Below are 16,495 nucleotides of genomic sequence, written 5' to 3'. Positions count from 1 at the left end.
GGTAAATCCAATACGACACCGAGCCGTCCAAAAACGGCAGGGCCGGGAGTGCGGGTTTTGTGTTGGTGTCAGGGGGCTTCTTCAAACAGATGCCCAAGCCCTGATTGAGGTGTCAGCTTGCCACATAGTCTCAGGGCCTCCCAGAAGCTGACCTGATTGGCGGTTAGCACCGGTTTTCCGGTGGCCTGTTCCAGATCGGTCAGCCAGGCGGCAGAGTGGAGGGCGGTGTCGGGAATGAGCAGCGCATCGGCGTCTTCCCTTGTGTTTGCCAGTGCGAAGTTGATCACCTCGTCCTTCCCCAGAGTACCCACCTCGGCCGCCGTGATTATGCCGCGACTTGCCAGGTGCACCACTTCAATATCGAAATGCTGGAGGAATTCCCGGAATCGCTGTGCGACGTCTTTCGGATAGGTGGCAGCAATGGCCACCCGTTTTGCGTCAATGGTTTTAACCGCTCTGGCAAACGCCATTGCCGTCGTGGACGCGGGTACACCGAGAAGTTTCTCAAGGGCATCGATCTGCTGGCGAATGCCCTCCAGGCCGAGTACAAAGCTGGCGCTGGTGGAGGTCCACATCACCGATTCGATCTCTGAGCCGGCCAGCGCTTCCGCGCCTTGCGAAAGTCGGCCGACGCTGCCCATCTCACTGAGGGCTTCAACGGTATGGGCGTCTTCCAGGAATTCGGTGTGGATGAGGGTGACCTCAGCCGGGGGCTGTACCATGGAACCCATCAGGGGATAATCGTCTTCGGCCGCGTGACCCGGGTAGAGGAATCCGAGCCTGGCTGGAGGTGGTGCGTGGTTCATTGATCGCTCCCTCTCTGGCAGTGATTGACGTGCCTCTACAATAGACGAAAACTGGGAATACCGCAGTCTTTGGAGGTTCGCGATGGACGCCCACTGGTTCCTGATCTTTGCTGATGCACTCCTGATCCTGCACACGATGCTGGTGGCCTTCGTCATATTGGGCCTGATGGCAACGTTCGCTGGCTATTTCCTGCACTGGCGGTGGGTCCGTAATTTCTGGTTCCGCCTGAGCCATCTGGTTGTGATCGCTATCGTGGTTCTGCAATCCTGGCTGGGTGTGCTTTGCCCGCTTACGACCTGGGAGATGGCGCTTCGGGCAAAGGCCGGGGAGGCGGGCTACGAGGGATCGTTCATCCAGCATTGGCTGCAGTCCCTCCTGTATTACAGTGCGCCGGACTGGGTGTTTATTCTGGCTTACACGGTGTTCGGCGCGCTGGTCCTGGCCAGCTGGTTTCTGGTGCGACCTGCCCGTCGTTGAGACGGTGGAGTTACTTTGAACTCATAGTTTCGTCAGTCCTGATCGCAATGTCGCCACGCAATGAACGATCTCGCGGTCATTGGCACTGGCAAAGCCCATAACCAGGCCAGTTTTTGTTTCCTCTCCGAGAAAATGTGCGCTCAGTGGCGTACTTCCAAACCCCTTGGTCTTCAACCATTGGCTGAGCGCTAAATCGTCAAAATCCCCTTCAAGCACCAGATGCATCCCGGCGCTTTCCGCCACCGGTTGAGCAAGACCGCCGAGCTTTTCCGTAACCTCGCGCTGGAAGAGTTGCCACTTGTCCCGGTATAGCTGGCGCATGCGCCGCAGATGGCGTGTGAACTGGCCACTCTCAATGAATTCGGCGATGGTTGCCTGGGTAAGAAGTGGCGTCTCGCCACCGCTAATCTGCTTTGCCCAGAGCAAGGGTTCGACCACCGTCTCCGGGACCACCAGATAGCCGACGCGTAATGCGGGCAGCAGAGTTTTGCTGAAACTGCCCATATAGAGCACGGGTCCGTTTTCGAACATGCCCTGAATGGCGGCGAAGGGTTTGTTGTAGAAGTGGAACTCGCTGTCGTAGTCGTCCTCGATAATCCAGCATCCGTTTTTCTGGGCCCATTGAACAAGCGCCATGCGCTGGGAGAGATCAAGAATGCCGCCCATGGGGTATTGGTGCGTGGGTGTGCAGAACAGGAGTCTGGCCCTGGCAGGCTTCAGGCCTTGCAGTGCTTCAACATCCAGGACCTGGTTTTTAAGGGGGATTGGAATCAGTGGATTGCCCAAACGGCCCAGCGCGTTTCGGGCGCCACGATAGCCTGGATTCTCACACAGGACACTGTCTCCACGCTGCAGAAAAGCGTCGGCAATAAGCGAGAGCGCCTGTTGTGCGCCGTTGGTGATGATGACTTGATGTTCTTCGCAGCGAACACCGCGGGAGGTTCTCACGTACGCAGCGATGGCGCGTCTCAGGGGCTGATATCCCTGGATGCTGTCATATCCCCTCAGTGTCCGCCGGCTTTCCTGGTGGTGCAGGATCCGGTTCCAGCTGCGGATGGGAAACGCGTCCAGATCCGGCAGGCCCGGCTGAAATGGCAAATTGGCGTCTTCAACAGGCTTCGACTTCCCCCGTGGCAGTGCAGGCAGCGGTGGCAGTTCCATGGACACGCCACCAGATTTGTTCAGGCCCGGCCCAGAGGGGTTCACCGCTGATTTAATGTCTTCATGGACAAAGACACCCTTGCCCGCTCGGCTTTGAAGAAAGCCCTCCGCTTTGAGCTGGTCATAAACGGCGTTCACCGTATTGCGGCTGATGCCGAGATCCTGAGCCATCTGGCGGCTGGGTGGCAGCTGGCGCCCGGGTGGGTATCGCTGGTCGAGTATCCGCTCGGACAGTCGTTGATACAGTTGGTGTTGCAGGGGATGCTCGCCGTCCAGCCGGATATCGTCAATCACATCAACTGGTCCTATAAAAATTCACAATCTGGATCTTTTGATGGTATCAGAACTGCCTTTCAATAGACGTATATTTGATGAAGTACGGGACTATTCAGGAGCTTTTGATGACAACGATTGACGCGACAGGAGCCACCGCATCACCCCTGACTTCCTGTCCACGCAGCAGGGTGCAGAGGGCGGTAAAGCGAGCCAGCTATGACAGAGAAACAGCATACCGGCTGATTGATCGGCTCAAAACGGCGCATGTGGGATTTGTTGAAGATGGCGAGCCTCGCATTATTCCGATCACCGCATGGCGGCTTGGTAATGATCTTTACCTTCACACACTCAACGGCGGACGGTTGTCCCGGCGTCTCGGCTCTGGCGCATTACTTTGCATTTCGTTTGCGGTGACGAATGAGTGGGTTATGACAAAATCAGCGTTCCATCACAGCGCTAACTACGAGTCACTGGTGCTGTACGGCCGGGCTGTGCCGGTAACCGACGATGCGGCCTTTGATGCCGCGTTCCGCGCCATCATCAACCAGATTGAGCCAGGGCGGTGGGAGCAGGTCAGGGCGCCGAATGACAAGGAGCGAAAGGCAACGGCATTATTCCGGATACCGATTGAAGAAGGCGCGTTCAAAAGTCGCACCGGCGGTCCGAATGACGATCCGGAGGATCTGGCGCTGCCGGTTTGGCGTGGAACCCTGCCGGCAGGAGGCCGATGACCCCTTGATTTCTGAGCGTATCGTTGGCCCTGCCGGCGATTCGGAGGCTTCATTCACAGGAGTTTTTCTGCTCGCTGGGCGCCATCTTCAGAAACACCCCGAGTGCCGCGAGCAGGAGCGCGGTGCTGCTAATGATGGCGACGGGATAATAAAGGTTGCCGGCCAGATCAAGCTGACTGTACTTGATGATCATAATCAGCCCTTCAAGCGACATTGCAACGCATACCGTTCCGATGAAGCGTGGCAGGGTTCGTCTCATCATGGTGATGACGTCGTGCGACTCTGATCGTCCGCTATATTCGGAACGGATGACCATTGCCAGCTCATAAACCGCCAGCGCTATGATACTACCGTTGACGCCTTTGATAAGCGCTTCCATGAGCTGTTGCCCGGACTGAAGGTGCCTGACAACTTCCATGACCGTGGTACTGACGAGGGTGAAGGCCAACAGAAAAAATACGAGTGAAAACAGTCGGGCAAATAACGCCCTGACCGGGATTGCTGCCAGCATGTTGATCATGTCGGGTAGTCCTCAGCGTTGATCAATTCAGGCGCAGGCTACAAGTAAGGACGGATGATTTCGCTTAAGGATTGCTCATTCTCTGGTAATCCAGTCCGTGTGAGGTTTGGCTTGTCCTGGAAGTTGGCCTTTAGGTTCCGCCGTCAGCGATTATTGGGCTACCATGGCTGTTCTTGAGTAGAGATGACAACCCTCAGAACGAACCGGAGCCAATGTCCGAAGATCCCCTCAAAACCCTGTGATCCGGAGGTGATTTTGCAGGCAATGCCTGAGCTGGCCGGACGTTTCCCCCGGGGCCTATGCAATTCAGGTGAAACAGTGGTTGGGGGATGGTGCCAGCGTCGTTGGTGGCTGCTGTGAAATTACACCTGAGCACATCCGCCATCTGGCCGATGTGCTGTCAGACGACTATGAATTGGTGCGCTTTTCTGCCTTAGCCGGCAAGTTGGGGACTTTTTGTCCGCCGTGCTTCCATGGCGCGCTTGGAGCGACACGCTTCAATGTACTGCATGGCGTCGTTGCGGATAGGAAGGTGCAGGGCGCCTTCCAGATCATGTCGGTCGTAGCCGAGATCCGAAAGTATGTCATCCTTTTCCTTCAGCAGCGACTGCGCCATACGGCGGAATTGCTGACGCCTGGAATACCCTTCCAGCCAGGAGGTGACCGGCAGCATTGCCGCGGTTGCGTGGTGCTCTGTACTCTTCAACATATCTACGGCCCCGACGGTTGGTGAATGGCTTGCAGCGGCTCGCGTGGAGACATCGTGTAACTCGCATACGGATACTCGCAGAGCCTAGTGTGGTCCTCTCGATACCTTCAATCAAACGAAAAGAATTTAAGTTCTCGTTCAGTTATGCTTAAGTCAGTTTCCGGCCAGAATCTGACTCACGAGGGTTTTCAGTGAAGATTCCACTGCTTGATAACGAAGTTCTGAGGAGCTTTGTCGCGATCGCTGAATGCGGCACTTTCACCAGTGCAGCACGAGTGGTGCATCGTACGCCCTCGGCCCTGAGCATGCAGATCAAGCAGCTTGAAAAGAACCTGGGCAAAACGCTGTTCATCCGTGAACCGCGGCGGGTCACGTTGACGGCAGACGGTGAAATTCTGCTCGATTACGGTCGGCGGTTGCTGCGCCTTAATGAAGAAGCCGTCCAGCATTTCATATCACCAATCCTTGAGGGAAAAGTCGGTATCGGAACTTCCGACGATGTCGGCACCCGCATTCTGCCGGAGGTGCTTGCGGAGTTCGCCAGATCCTATCCCGCCGTACTGGTTGATGTGGTTGTTGGCTCCAGCAAACAGAACCTGGCTCGTCTGGACGCTGGCCAACTGGATATGACCCTGGTAACCGTGGCGGATGAGGGCGCTGTTACCCGCGGTGAGGTGGTTCATGAAGAGCCTCTTGTCTGGGCGGGTCGTGAAGGAGCCTCGGCGTACCTGCGTTCGCCATTGCCGATTGCCATGGCCCATGAAGATTGTGCCTGGCGCCGTATGACGTTACGGGCGCTCGACACAGCGGGCATAGCCTATAGAATTGCCTACACCTGTGAGCATTGCTCCGGGCAGGAGGCTGCCATGCTGGCGGATCTTGCCGTGGCACCGTTCCCGAAAAGCCTGGTACGCCCGCCCCTGAAAGAGATTGCCGGCGACAGCCTGCCGGAGATCGGCGTTTATCATTTGGCGTTGGTGCGTCGGGGTTCGGACCCGCTGACCGATGCTCTCGCCTCCCATGTAAAAGGTGCTTTCCAGAGCCTGCGTTGAACAGATTTGCCGGGGGCGATGGGCCGCCGGGGCTGCAGCCGGTCTGGTTTCAGATAAAGAGAACAATCAATGACAGTCTACTTTGTTCAGGCGTTTATCTACCTCGTTGCGGCGGTGATCGCGGTGCCCCTGGCCAAGCGGCTGGGTCTGGGCTCCGTACTCGGCTACCTGGTGGCGGGCGTAGTGATTGGCCCGCTAATGGGGCTGGTCGGCCAGGAGGCCAATACCATCCAGCATTTTGCCGAGTTTGGCGTGGTGATGATGCTGTTCCTGGTGGGTATGGAACTCGATCCCAAGGCGCTCTGGGCCATGCGGGTCCGGCTGGTTGGGCTTGGTGGGCTTCAGGTCGTACTGACAGCGGCAGCCGGTACGGGCGTGGGCATTTGGCTTGGGCTACAGTGGCAGACGGCGCTTGCTGTCGGTCTGATCTTTGCGCTGTCCTCCACCGCGATTGTGCTGCAGACTCTCAACGAGAAAGGCCTGGGCAGAACCGAGGGCGGGCGAAGTGCTTTCTCGGTGTTGCTGTTTCAGGACATCGCCGTTATTCCCATGCTTGCGCTGATTCCGCTGCTGGCTCTACCGGAACTGATGGATGGAACGGGCACCTCGGCTGACCACGAAAGCGGCCTGAGTCTGGTGGCCAGCCTGCCCGGCTGGGCGCATGGGCTGGTGGTGGTTGCAGCCATCGCAGCGGTCGTTGTCGGCGGCCACTACCTCAGCCGGCCGCTGTTCCGGTATGTGGTGCAGTCCGGATTACGGGAGGTCTTCACCGCCACCGCCCTGATGCTGATCATCGGGATCGCCGCTCTCATGAGTCTGGTCAGTCTTTCACCGGCGCTGGGTGCCTTTCTTGCGGGCGTAGTCTTGGCCAACAGTGAGTTCCGCCACGAGCTGGAAGCGAACATCGAGCCCTTCAAGGGGCTGCTGCTGGGCCTGTTTTTTATCACCGTGGGCGCCAGCATCAATTTTGATGTGTTATCAGCGCAGTGGGGCACGGTGGTGTCTCTGGCGGTGGCCGTTATTGTTGTGAAAGCGGCCATTCTTCTTGTCCTGGCACTGGTCTTCCGGGTTCGTGGCAGTAACGGCTGGCTGTTTACGCTGGGCCTGGCACAGGCCGGCGAGTTTGGCTTTGTCCTGCTCACGTACAGCGTTCAGAACAACGTCATCCCGGTGGAGACGTCACAGGTTCTTTCGCTGGTGGTGGCGCTCTCCATGTTTCTGACACCATTGCTGTTCATCGCCTACGACCGGGTCGTGTTGCCACGTTACCGACGTTCAAAAAACGACGATCGGGAAGCCGACACCATTGATGAGCAGGCGCCGGTGATTGTCGCCGGTGTCGGTCGTTTCGGCCAGATAATCTGCCGTCTGTTACGGGCCAACAGCATTCCAATCGTCGCCCTGGACCATGAGATAGAACAGATCGAGAACCTTCGACAGATCAATATCAAGAGTTTCTTCGGCGATGCCAGCCGGTCGGATTTGCTGGAAACAGCCGGCATCGAGCAGGCCCGCCTGCTGGTCGTCGCCATTGATGATCGCGACCGCTCGGTGCAGATGGTGGAACACGTGAAGCAGTTCTTCCCCGGCGTCTGGGTGCTTGCCCGCGCCTTTGACCGTGGCCACGGATACCGCTTGAGAGAGGCGGGGGCGGATGACGTGGTAAGCGAAACCTATCACTCGGCGCTTGAACTCGGCGGCCACGCGTTGACTGCAATGGGCGTGCACCCGATGCGTGCCCGTCAGATGACCTGGGCGTTTCTGGACAATGAAAAGGCCCATGAGGACGAGTTGTTCGACGCCTGGAAAGAAATCGAGGAGGGCATCAGTTTCAGCCCTCGTTACGGTGAGTTGTTCATGAAACTGGAAGAGGCGCTGAGCAGCGCCATGCAGCGGGACTGGGACGAGCCGAAGCAGGAGGATGTGCCGGTCTGGAGACCGCCCGAACCTTCTGGAGACTGATTCAGCCAATATCGATTTGCCGCCATGGCTGGTGTTCCTGTGCTGTAGGGTATAGGTTCAGGAGAGCGGTACTCCATTTTCAAGCACTCTGCCGTACAAAAGGAGCACCAGCTCTATGAAGGTATTTTCCAACCCGGTTGGTTCCGGAAATCTGTGGTTTGACAACCTGACCACCGCTCAGGGAACGCCTGTTGCCTACGATCCACAGGCCCGGGCATTTCTTCCCATGCCACCCTTTTGCGTGAACCGGGAGATCATTGGCTGTAACTGGATTGCACCGGAACAGGGGGCATTCTGCCGTTCCTGCGCCATGACAGCTCTGGCGCCGGACCCGAATATTCCAAATGCCATGCCAAACTGGGCTACAACGGAGGCGGCAAAGCGCTGGGTGCTGGACAACCTCGGCCGCTGGCACTGGTTTCGCCCGGAGGATCCGGGCACGCGCCCGGTTTTCCACATGCTGGCCGAGGGTCTGACCCCAGTTGCGATGGGGCACGCAAACGGTGTGGTGACAATCAGTGTGGCGGAGGCTGATCCTGTGATTCGCGCTACCCGCCGTCAGGCGCTGGATGAGCCTTACCGAACCATGATGGGCCACATGCGCCATGAGATCTCCCATATGCTCTGGTGGCGCCTGAGTCTGCGCGAGGATTTCCTGGATGCTTTCCGGGAAATGTTTGGTGATGAGCGCGCCGATTACCCTGCTGCCCTTGAGCGCCACTATCATCAGGGCCCGCCGGACAACTGGCGGCTGTTCTACCTGACCAGCTATGCCTCGGCACACCCCCACGAAGACTGGGCCGAGACTGCTGCACATCTGCTGCACCTGACGGACATCACTGACAGTCTTGTGGCATCCGGCCTGACGTCGCCCGAGGTGCCGAGACACGGCTGGGATCCCTACTCAGAATCCGACACGGCAATGCTGATTAACGTCGCAGCGTCGCTGGCTATTCGGGTGAACCATGTGAACCGCGCCATGGGCCTTTCCGATCTTTACCCCTTCGTGCTCTCGCAAACGGCACAACGCAAACTGGCGTTCGTGCACGACTGGTTGCGCCGGGGAGCCCAGGGGCTTTAAGCCGTTTGAGCGCCGGTCGTTCAGGCCGGCGCCACGCCAAAGAGCCACTGGTGAGCCCACACCACCATGATCACATACACCGCAAGACCACCGAGCACGGCGATCACGTCGTTGGCTTTGGTGGCGGGCAGCGTGGGGATGGCCCGTTGTGTTCTGCGTTTCATCGAAATCCGGTCGGCCACGGCCCAGGCCAGGAAGGCGCCGAATAGCAGAAGATCGTGGAGCATCCCGTTGGCCAGCAGGTGTGCCAGGGCCCAGAGTTTTACGGCCACCAGCATGGGGTGTCCCAGCTTCGCCTTGATTTTCCCCGGGAAGTAGGTGGCAAACAGTAACGGGAATACAGGGACCAGGAGCAGGAAGGACACATGTTTGAGCCAGCCGGGTGGCACGTAGATCACGGTGGGATCCATCCGGGCGGCGCCGTAACCCCAGACGATCAGAACCAGACCCACCAGGGATACCAGGGAATAGAGCGCCTTAAAGGCTCCCTCGCCCATGGACGCGTTCAGCCTGTTACGCAGAGGCTCGTTAATTATGGAAAGCGAGTGCACGCCGAGAAACAGAATGAGACCAACAATCAGTGTGGTCATTTGCAGAACTCCTTGTCGCTTTGTGAGTGTGGTGCTTCAGAAATAGGGGCTTTGGCCGTATCGGGGCCCAATGCATGGAATCCCGGATAGTATAGGAAACCGGGACACAGGATGCCTGAGCGTTTATGATCGGCGATCTGATTCACCGGATCGAAAAGGCGCCCATGAAGTTTCCCACGGTCACAGTTGTACTGGTATCTGCCGCTCTGTTGTTTGTTCTCTGGGAACAGACCCGTGAACAGCCGGAGCCAATTGATGCGAGCCGACTGACCAATCTGCGGGCCAATCCGGTTGAGTTGAGCGCCGCTGTCGACTGGATTTTTGGGCAGATTCCGGAATTCTGTTCTGATGCTACTGGCGAGGGCAGTGGCGCGAAGGCCCACGCTGATTGCGTCGAAAAAGCCGAGGCACGAACCTCTACATGCCGTCGGATGCTTTACGATCGATTTCCGAGTGTTGTGGCCTCGGAGGGCGTATTTCGAGACGTTTCACTCACGGCGATGGAGTGTCTTGTGCCCCGGTCGGGCTTGGTAAAGTAGGCGATACCCCAACTACCTTGCGCCAAGACGTGTGTCAGCACTCAGTGGTTATCTGGGTCACCGTGCATTCCGGATCGCCGAAGGAATCGTATTCGACATAGCAGCCCGGGCCGGAGCCAGATCCTGCAGGTAGAGAAAACCCTACACGGGTGTACTGGTTGTCAACGAAAGTCTCCAGGGAGGAATCGTTGGCGTCCACCGAGATGTAATCCAGCATTGTTAGAGAATCTGCGGCCTCGGCTCGGCTTTCAGGGCAAAGGTTGCGCCAGTCCACCTCTGAACGGCCCGCTTCAGTTTCTATTACGTAGCCAGTCTGCTGATTTCCGCCAGGATTGGTTGCTGCAGGGGACAGCCCCTGAGCATAGGCCTTGCTTCTTACAATTCCGATGGTGCTTTTCATCGTGCCTGTCAATGAATCCAATGCTGCCAGGCGGGCATCGGTGGAGAGGTCCGAAAAACGTGGCAGGGCAAAGGCGGCCAGAACTCCAAGAATGACAATGACGAGAACCAGTTCGATCAGCGTAAACCCGTCTGAATTCGGCGGTTTTTCGGGGCGAGTTGCCATGGATAGTGCTCGTCTGAAGGCTTTGATAAACAAGGCATTATTCCATGAATTCTAAAACGAATCCATGCTGCTTCATTGACCGGAACTGCAGTGGGATCGATAGCCTGAAGGGCTGATTCCGAATCTGGACTTGAACGCCCGGCTGAATTGACTGGAATCATTGAATCCACACATGAGTGCAATGGCAGTGATTTTGTCTCTGTTGTTGCGAAGCAGGTCGCGAGCCAGGATTAATCGTTGCTCCTGGACATATTGATAAGGCGCGCAACCGAATGTGGCCTTGAAAAGCCTGGCAAAATGAAAAGGACTCAGGCTGACCCAACTTGCCATATTGGCGAGCGTTAACGACTGGCCCAGTTCCGCGTTGATGCGTTCCTGCAAGAGCCGGCGGTATCGAAGTGACAGCTGCCCTGTGACTTCCGGAAGGGGTTGCCGAATATCAGAGTGGCGGCTGACGACCTGCAGTAGAAGCCATTGTGCGAGGTGATCCATGGCCATGGTTTGGCCTGGGGCCTGCCAGTCGCTGAGTGCAAGGAGCTTGCCGGCTTGGGCGAGAACCGGGTCTTCTGCATGGTATAGCTCGGAAAGTTGGCGTTTGTCCGGGTCGGCATCCCATGTCTGTTCGGCGCACCGGGCGACGTCCAGATCATTGAAATAGAGATGAAAAAATTCGAACTGTCCGCTGATTTGCCAACTTGAGCGGCTGCCTGCAGGAAACAGGCAAACGGCACCCGGAAAGCCCTGACTGACAACTTTCCCGTTCAATACCCTTCTGGCTTGCTCGCCCTTGTCTATGTAAATGCTCAGAGCATGGTGTCGGGGCCGCTCGTAACGCACCTCACCCTGACGATTCTGCCATTGCGCCAGAGCCCGCCCCTGATCCAGTTCAAGCATTCGCTGGGGAGCGACGCCAGCGGTTCTCAGGGTATCGACAATGTCGCGATTTGCCGGGCGCGGTTGCTTCGGGCGCTTGGGTAAGGATTCAGGATCGGTCTGCATAGGGAGCCTCCGCAAGAATCATCCATGGTTCAGCAGGATCTGACAAGTTTTGGTGTTGTTTGAGTCTTACGCTGATCCCTGATCAACGATTGTTCCCGATAGCAACAGGAATCAACGCCATGCCCATCTCTGTTCACTATGGTTTGACGGTACTGATCTGGGGCCTCACCTGGACAGCGATTCGTCTTCAGGTTGAAGCAGCGCCGGTCGATATATCCGTTTTCTACCGATTCGTCATGGCCTCTGTCGTCGCATTGCTGGTTGTAGCTCTGGTGCGCAGGCTGGAAAAGCTGACTCTGAAACAGCATGGTTGGCTGGTGCTGCAGGGGGCGACCTTGTATAGCATCAACTTCCTTTTGATTTATCGTGCGGCTGAATCAATGACAAGCGGTCTGCTGGCCGTGGTGTTCTCGCTGGCCGCTCTGTTTAACGCTTTGAATGGCTGGCTCTGGTTGCGGTTGCGGCCTACCGCCCGGCTTTATCCGGCGATCTCTCTGGGTATCACTGGCGTCGCCCTGCTGTTCTGGCACGATCTGCAACTGGGTAACGCCACAGCCACCAGCATTCTGTTCGCGATTGCCGGCACCTTCTGGTTTTCCATGGGTAACCTCGTCAGCATCAAGGTGCGGATGTCCCAGGTGCCGCTGTTCCTGGCCAATGCCTGGGCCATGGTTTACGGCGCGTTGATTCTCGGCATCTGGTGCCTGATTCAGGGTGTGGAATGGGTGGTCCCCACTGCAGCGACATTCTGGGGGGCAACCGTCTTTCTGGCGGTGCCCGGCTCCATCATTGCGTTTTATTGCTACATCACGGTGATTCAGACGCTGGGCGCCGACAAGGCCGGCTACGCGACGGTGCTTTTCCCCGTGGTTGCCCTGAGCGTTTCGACCTGGCTCGAGGGCTTTGAATGGGCAGCAACGGCGGTTCTAGGGGCCATCCTGGCATTGCTGGGGAATTATATTCTGTTCCGGTCGGCCAAAGCGTAGTACTTGTGGAGCTTCCTCAGTGCATCCACCAGCGCCGGCCTGATAGGATCTCTGCTTTGCTCTGGCGCTGAGATTCACAGGCGATAAACGAGCCTGAAATGGGCGAGTAGGACTATAATGAAAAAGTGCCTTCCCGGGCATGTTGTATGTGGGATGCCGTCCGGAAGACAGTGCCCCATCAATTGAGTCTCTCTTTTGAGTACGCCCCATGATAAGGCTCAGTTTCCTGTTTTTATTGTTCTTTTCTGTTCCGGTCCTGCACGCGGAAGAGGCGGCTGGTGAGCCTTTGCGTTTCTGCAACAGCCATTGGCCGCCGTACAGCTATGGAGACGCTGATGGTCAGGCGGTTGGCGGTTATGCCGTTGATTTCATCAATGAGATAGCCCGGCGAATAGAACGGCCGGTGCAACTGCACATCCTGCCCTGGCTCAGGTGCCTGAAAATGGCCGAGGACGGCACCGCTGATGGAATTATGCTGCTGACTGAAAACGATGAGCGAAAGCATTTTCTCGTTATGAGTACGCCCCTGATCTGGGACGCCAATCTGCTCTGGTACAGGGGGGATAATCCACAGGCCCGCGCTCGACTTAGCTTTGCCGAGTTGCAGGGGCTAAGAATTGGAGTCGTGACAGGGTTTAATTACGGTGAATCGTTCAACAGCGCGGTGGAGCAGTTTAACCTGACACTCGATGACGCACCTTCTATCGTTAGTAATTTCAAGCGATTGGAGCGTGGTTGGATTGACGTTTTTCTGGTTAACCGAATGGCGGGGGAGTACTCACTCCACGATTATCCTCAGTTGAAATCCCGGCTGGTAGCTCAGCAGGGGCCTTTCGAGGCAGTCGGTTTCCGGATAGGCCTCGCCAAGACCGGTCGGGGTGCCGGGCTGATTGACCAGTTCGACCAGGCCATCAGGGACATGCTGCAAGACGGTACGGTTGTCCGGATCATGAGCTCCGAGCCTTTCGACTACCTCTGAGTAACCAACAACGACTACGCCCAGTCACCTTACCGCCGTGGTCGCCCGGGCAACTGCCCCGGGTGCGCCCAGAGCCAGAATGACTGCGCCCGTTGAGCAGGCCAGCATACTCAGGCTGATGGTCAGCAGAGACTGGCTGCCAAAGACCGATGAAGCCGTGCTGATGGCCCCGGCAATGGTAAACTGGGAGGCGCCCAGTAAAGCCGCGGCCGTGCCGCTGAGGTGAGGGAAAAACTCCATGGCGTTGGCCATGTTATTGGGCACTATCCCGCCCTGCGAGCCGATCGCGACGATAATGCAGGTCGCCACCAGCCAGAGCGGCCCCCCGGCCCAAACCGTTATTACCAGCGCGACCAGGGCCAGGCACTGCATGATCACCTGGGCCCGCACCAGAACTGCCGATGAGAACCGCCGCAGCAGCGGCCGGTTGATCAGGTTCAGTGCGGCCATAAAGGCAATGTTGGCGGCGAACAGAATGGCAAAAGTACCGTTGGAGAGGCCGTACCATTCCTGATAAATGAACGAGGAATGAGTGATAAACAGCAACATGGTACTGAAGCACAGCACCTGGATGCCCACGAAGCGCATGGTGGTTGCATGCCGGAGTACCAGTAGATAATTGGTAACCAGTGTTTTGAGAGGCGTGTTGCTCCGCGGGCGTGGCTTGAGCTTGGGGAACAGCGCCATATTCAGGGCCAGCAGCATAAATACCGCGTACCCGGCGAGTAGCAGGAATATCCAGTGCCATTCGCCCAGAGCCAGCATCAGTGCGCCCAGAGACGGGGCGGCCGCCGGCGCAATGAACATGATCAGGCCAATCAGCCCGAACAGGCGGGCGGCGTCCTGCCCGCTGACCTGGTCCCGCACGATGGCCGGCACCGATACCGCGCAGAAGGCCCCGCCGATGCCCTGGGCGATGCGCCAGAAAACCATGGCGGAGAGCGTGTCCGCCAGCGAGACCATCACAGCGCCAAAGGCGAAGACAAGCAGGCCGCCAAAGAGAACGGGCTTGCGCCCATAACGATCCGACAGCGGACCTCCCGCCAGTTGGGCCAGACCGAGGGTTGTGACATAGGCGCTCAGCGTTAATCCGACATGGCTGTGGGAAATATTCAGATCGTCGGCAATGTTCGGAAACGCCGGCAGATAGGCATCAAGTGCCAAAGGGCCCAGGGCTACGGTCATTCCCAACAATAAAGCCAGTTGCAGATGCGGCAAGATTCAACTCCTTGAAAGGTAGATAGCTAACCATACGTTGCTGAATTTCACCAGACCACGGCCAATCAAAAAATCTCCGTCGCGCCTGGTCATGGCAAGAGCGCAGGCGCTGGTATAGTCTTCCAGTGAGCAGGGCAGCCTGAGGCATTTTAGCGGCTCTGCTGTTTTGATTAATGGCAGGATGGCGGGGGTGTAATGCTGGAAACACTGGAAACTGGTTTCAGGGCATGGATGTGGCCCGGGCTTTCGGCAATCCTTACAGTCGTTGTCACCTATATCCTCTTCCGGTTGGCTTTGGCGGTTTTTCGCCATTTCTCCGAGTCCAGGACCGTGCTGCGGCTGTTTCTCGATGCCGCGGCGAAAGCTCTCGGTGTTGTGTTCTGTCTGCTCGCCCTGGCCGGGGCGCTCAAGTCAGCGCCAGCGGATCTGCCGCTAATCGATGCTGTCCAGCACCTTACGACCCTGTTGCTGGTGCTCGCAATCACCTGGGCGGCGGTTCGTCTTACATCTGCCATCGGCGATGTGATTGTTGCGCTGAATCCTGTGCTGGAAGGGCAGTGGAAGCGGGCGCGCAAGGTCGAAACCCAGACCCGGTTCCTGGTCAGGGCCCTCAATATCCTGATTGTCATTATCGGCCTTGGCGCCGCCCTGATGACGTTTGAATCCGTGCAGCACATGGGCGCCAGCCTGCTTGCCTCGGCGGGCGTGGGTGGCCTGATTCTGGGTTTTGCCGCCCGACCGGTGCTCAGCAATTTGCTGGCGGGCATGCAGATCGCCCTGACTCAGCCCTTCCGTATAGACGATGTGCTGAACGTGCAGGGGGAATGGTGTTGGGTGGAGGAAGTGACCGCCACCTATGTGGTCTTGCGCGTCTGGGATCTGCGCCGCCTAATTGTCCCGCTGCAGTGGTTTATCGAGAACCCGTTCCAGAACTGGTCCAGAAATACCTCCGAGTTGCTGGGCGCGGTCTTTATCTGGGTGGACTACACCATGCCGGTTGAACCGCTCAGGCAGGAATTTACCCGCTTGCTGCATGAGTCCGGGCTTTGGGACGGCGAATTTTCGTCGGTACAGGTCACCGATTCCAGTGACCAGGCGATCCAGGTGCGTTTTTTGATGAGCGCTGCCGATTCCAGCAGAAACTGGGACCTGAGATGTGCGGTCCGGGAGGGCGTGGTAACCTTCATCCAGGAATATTACCCGGCCCAGCTTCCGCGGCTCAGGGCCCGGGTGGTTGAAAACTGATGCTTCTCGAGGACCTTTCATGTCTGCCCAAACCGTCTGGATAACCGGTGCTTCCTCTGGCATTGGCGAAGCACTTGCCCTGCAGTTTGCACAGAATGGTGACCGCCTGGTGCTTTCCGCCCGGCGGGAGGGTGAGTTGGAACGGGTTGCCGTGCGTTGCCGGGATACAGGGCTGCCAACGGATCAGGTGTTGGTCCTGCCGCTGGATGTGACCGACTGGGATTCCTTGCCTGGCAAGGTTCAGGCAGTTCTGGACAGGTTTGGCAGCATCGATTTACTGGTGAACAACGCCGGTGTCTCACAGCGCTCCCTGTGCAAGGATACCGACATGTCCGTTTACCAGAAATTGATGGATGTCGACGTCATGGGCCAGATTGCCCTCGCGGGCGATGGCTCTGCCTTCGGCAAGGAAGACGAGGATATCGCTGGCGGTATGGATGTCAATGAGTGTGCGGAAGTCGTGTTCAAAGGCCTCAAGGCCAGGAAACGCGAGATCCCGGTCGGCAAGGGCAAGGAAATGGCCGCCCTCTGGATCAAGCGCATCTCGCCAGAGGCCCTGTTTCGGATGGCCAGAGCCAGACACTAGAGCTTTTCAACC

At 57.5% G+C, this 16,495-nt stretch carries 18 protein-coding genes; 10 read left to right on the top strand and 8 right to left on the bottom strand.

The genetic code is table 11. From position 1 onward, the window contains the following. Positions 1-68: 68 nt before the first annotated feature. Positions 69-806, bottom strand: a complete 738-nt coding sequence (locus tag msub_RS10545; protein ID WP_048495981.1) for a maleate cis-trans isomerase family protein — start codon at positions 804-806, stop codon at positions 69-71. Between the two features lie 82 nt (positions 807-888). Between msub_RS10545 and msub_RS10540 the strand changes: the two genes are divergently transcribed. Continuing rightward, entirely contained in the window at positions 889-1,284 is a 396-nt protein-coding gene (locus msub_RS10540; protein ID WP_048495980.1) for a DUF2784 domain-containing protein, read from the top strand. Positions 1,285-1,305: 21 nt separating this feature from the next. On the opposite strand, the gene pdxR is transcribed toward msub_RS10540, so the two are convergent. Further along, complete coding sequence (gene pdxR, locus msub_RS10535; protein WP_048495979.1) at positions 1,306-2,739, bottom strand: MocR-like pyridoxine biosynthesis transcription factor PdxR; 1,434 nt, start codon at positions 2,737-2,739, stop codon at positions 1,306-1,308. Positions 2,740-2,816: 77 nt separating this feature from the next. Between pdxR and msub_RS10530 the strand changes: the two genes are divergently transcribed. Then, positions 2,817-3,452, top strand: a complete 636-nt coding sequence (locus msub_RS10530; RefSeq protein ID WP_319803316.1) for a pyridoxamine 5'-phosphate oxidase family protein — start codon at positions 2,817-2,819, stop codon at positions 3,450-3,452. Between the two features lie 49 nt (positions 3,453-3,501). Here the strand turns inward: msub_RS10530 and msub_RS10525 are convergent, their stop codons facing one another. Continuing rightward, entirely contained in the window at positions 3,502-3,972 is a 471-nt protein-coding gene (locus tag msub_RS10525; protein WP_048495977.1) for a hypothetical protein, read from the bottom strand. Between the two features lie 433 nt (positions 3,973-4,405). Continuing rightward, the gene (locus msub_RS22125) at positions 4,406-4,681 is read right to left on the bottom strand and encodes a hypothetical protein (RefSeq protein WP_227506698.1); all 276 of its coding nucleotides are present in this window, start codon (positions 4,679-4,681) and stop codon (positions 4,406-4,408) included. 191 nt (positions 4,682-4,872) lie between these two features. On the opposite strand from msub_RS22125, the gene msub_RS10515 reads away from it, so the two are divergent. The 3 genes from msub_RS10515 (at position 4,873) to msub_RS10505 (ending at position 8,776) form a co-directional block, all read left to right on the top strand. Continuing rightward, entirely contained in the window at positions 4,873-5,733 is an 861-nt protein-coding gene (locus msub_RS10515) for a LysR family transcriptional regulator (protein WP_048495975.1), read from the top strand. A gap of 69 nt (positions 5,734-5,802) precedes the next feature. Continuing rightward, positions 5,803-7,695, top strand: coding sequence for a monovalent cation:proton antiporter-2 (CPA2) family protein (locus msub_RS10510; protein WP_048495974.1), 1,893 nt, complete (start codon positions 5,803-5,805; stop codon positions 7,693-7,695). A gap of 115 nt (positions 7,696-7,810) precedes the next feature. Next, the gene (locus msub_RS10505; protein ID WP_048495973.1) at positions 7,811-8,776 is read left to right on the top strand and encodes a zinc-binding metallopeptidase family protein; all 966 of its coding nucleotides are present in this window, start codon (positions 7,811-7,813) and stop codon (positions 8,774-8,776) included. A 20-nt stretch (positions 8,777-8,796) separates the two neighbouring features. Here msub_RS10505 and msub_RS10500 read toward each other — a convergent pair whose 3' ends face one another. After that, positions 8,797-9,366, bottom strand: coding sequence for an NnrU family protein (locus msub_RS10500; RefSeq protein ID WP_048495972.1), 570 nt, complete (start codon positions 9,364-9,366; stop codon positions 8,797-8,799). A gap of 125 nt (positions 9,367-9,491) precedes the next feature. On the opposite strand from msub_RS10500, the gene msub_RS10495 reads away from it, so the two are divergent. After that, on the top strand, positions 9,492-9,905 hold the full coding sequence (locus msub_RS10495) for a hypothetical protein (RefSeq protein ID WP_048495971.1): 414 nt from the start codon (positions 9,492-9,494) through the stop codon (positions 9,903-9,905). A 34-nt stretch (positions 9,906-9,939) separates the two neighbouring features. Here the strand turns inward: msub_RS10495 and msub_RS22350 are convergent, their stop codons facing one another. Both msub_RS22350 and msub_RS10485 read right to left on the bottom strand, forming a co-directional pair. Continuing rightward, positions 9,940-10,470, bottom strand: coding sequence for a pilus assembly FimT family protein (locus msub_RS22350; protein ID WP_048495970.1), 531 nt, complete (start codon positions 10,468-10,470; stop codon positions 9,940-9,942). A 72-nt stretch (positions 10,471-10,542) separates the two neighbouring features. Next, positions 10,543-11,364, bottom strand: coding sequence for a helix-turn-helix domain-containing protein (locus msub_RS10485; protein WP_227506697.1), 822 nt, complete (start codon positions 11,362-11,364; stop codon positions 10,543-10,545). Between the two features lie 224 nt (positions 11,365-11,588). Here msub_RS10485 and msub_RS10480 point away from each other — a divergent pair, with 224 nt between their 5' ends. Next, on the top strand, positions 11,589-12,455 hold the full coding sequence (locus msub_RS10480) for a DMT family transporter (RefSeq protein ID WP_048495968.1): 867 nt from the start codon (positions 11,589-11,591) through the stop codon (positions 12,453-12,455). A 208-nt stretch (positions 12,456-12,663) separates the two neighbouring features. Beyond that, positions 12,664-13,434, top strand: coding sequence for a substrate-binding periplasmic protein (locus tag msub_RS10475; RefSeq protein ID WP_082146456.1), 771 nt, complete (start codon positions 12,664-12,666; stop codon positions 13,432-13,434). A 24-nt stretch (positions 13,435-13,458) separates the two neighbouring features. On the opposite strand, the gene msub_RS10470 is transcribed toward msub_RS10475, so the two are convergent. Next, positions 13,459-14,652, bottom strand: a complete 1,194-nt coding sequence (locus msub_RS10470) for a multidrug effflux MFS transporter (RefSeq protein WP_048495966.1) — start codon at positions 14,650-14,652, stop codon at positions 13,459-13,461. A 195-nt stretch (positions 14,653-14,847) separates the two neighbouring features. Here msub_RS10470 and msub_RS10465 point away from each other — a divergent pair, with 195 nt between their 5' ends. Then, positions 14,848-15,897, top strand: a complete 1,050-nt coding sequence (locus msub_RS10465) for a mechanosensitive ion channel family protein (RefSeq protein WP_048495965.1) — start codon at positions 14,848-14,850, stop codon at positions 15,895-15,897. Between the two features lie 19 nt (positions 15,898-15,916). Next, positions 15,917-16,483, top strand: a complete 567-nt coding sequence (locus msub_RS10460; protein WP_048495964.1) for an SDR family NAD(P)-dependent oxidoreductase — start codon at positions 15,917-15,919, stop codon at positions 16,481-16,483. Positions 16,484-16,495: the final 12 nt, after the last annotated feature.

The sequence above is a fragment of the Marinobacter subterrani genome (assembly GCF_001045555.1).
Lineage (GTDB): Bacteria > Pseudomonadota > Gammaproteobacteria > Pseudomonadales > Oleiphilaceae > Marinobacter > Marinobacter subterrani.
This window is presented reverse-complemented; position numbering and strand designations above follow the sequence as displayed.

What these genes read in the sequence shown, in the direction of transcription:
- msub_RS10510 (WP_048495974.1), top strand. Translation starts at nt 5,803, where the DNA reads ATGACAGTCTACTTTGTTCAGGCGTTTATCTACCTCGTTGCGGCGGTG.
- msub_RS10465 (WP_048495965.1), top strand. Translation starts at nt 14,848, where the DNA reads ATGCTGGAAACACTGGAAACTGGTTTCAGGGCATGGATGTGGCCCGGG.
- msub_RS10530 (WP_319803316.1), top strand. Translation starts at nt 2,817, where the DNA reads ATGAAGTACGGGACTATTCAGGAGCTTTTGATGACAACGATTGACGCG.
- msub_RS10540 (WP_048495980.1), top strand. Translation starts at nt 889, where the DNA reads ATGGACGCCCACTGGTTCCTGATCTTTGCTGATGCACTCCTGATCCTG.
- msub_RS22350 (WP_048495970.1), bottom strand. Translation starts at nt 10,470, where the DNA reads ATGGCAACTCGCCCCGAAAAACCGCCGAATTCAGACGGGTTTACGCTG.
- msub_RS10485 (WP_227506697.1), bottom strand. Translation starts at nt 11,364, where the DNA reads ATGCTTGAACTGGATCAGGGGCGGGCTCTGGCGCAATGGCAGAATCGT.
- msub_RS22125 (WP_227506698.1), bottom strand. Translation starts at nt 4,681, where the DNA reads ATGTTGAAGAGTACAGAGCACCACGCAACCGCGGCAATGCTGCCGGTC.
- msub_RS10460 (WP_048495964.1), top strand. Translation starts at nt 15,917, where the DNA reads ATGTCTGCCCAAACCGTCTGGATAACCGGTGCTTCCTCTGGCATTGGC.
- msub_RS10505 (WP_048495973.1), top strand. Translation starts at nt 7,811, where the DNA reads ATGAAGGTATTTTCCAACCCGGTTGGTTCCGGAAATCTGTGGTTTGAC.
- msub_RS10525 (WP_048495977.1), bottom strand. Translation starts at nt 3,972, where the DNA reads ATGATCAACATGCTGGCAGCAATCCCGGTCAGGGCGTTATTTGCCCGA.
- msub_RS10545 (WP_048495981.1), bottom strand. Translation starts at nt 806, where the DNA reads ATGAACCACGCACCACCTCCAGCCAGGCTCGGATTCCTCTACCCGGGT.
- msub_RS10475 (WP_082146456.1), top strand. Translation starts at nt 12,664, where the DNA reads ATGATAAGGCTCAGTTTCCTGTTTTTATTGTTCTTTTCTGTTCCGGTC.
- msub_RS10480 (WP_048495968.1), top strand. Translation starts at nt 11,589, where the DNA reads ATGCCCATCTCTGTTCACTATGGTTTGACGGTACTGATCTGGGGCCTC.
- msub_RS10495 (WP_048495971.1), top strand. Translation starts at nt 9,492, where the DNA reads ATGATCGGCGATCTGATTCACCGGATCGAAAAGGCGCCCATGAAGTTT.
- msub_RS10500 (WP_048495972.1), bottom strand. Translation starts at nt 9,366, where the DNA reads ATGACCACACTGATTGTTGGTCTCATTCTGTTTCTCGGCGTGCACTCG.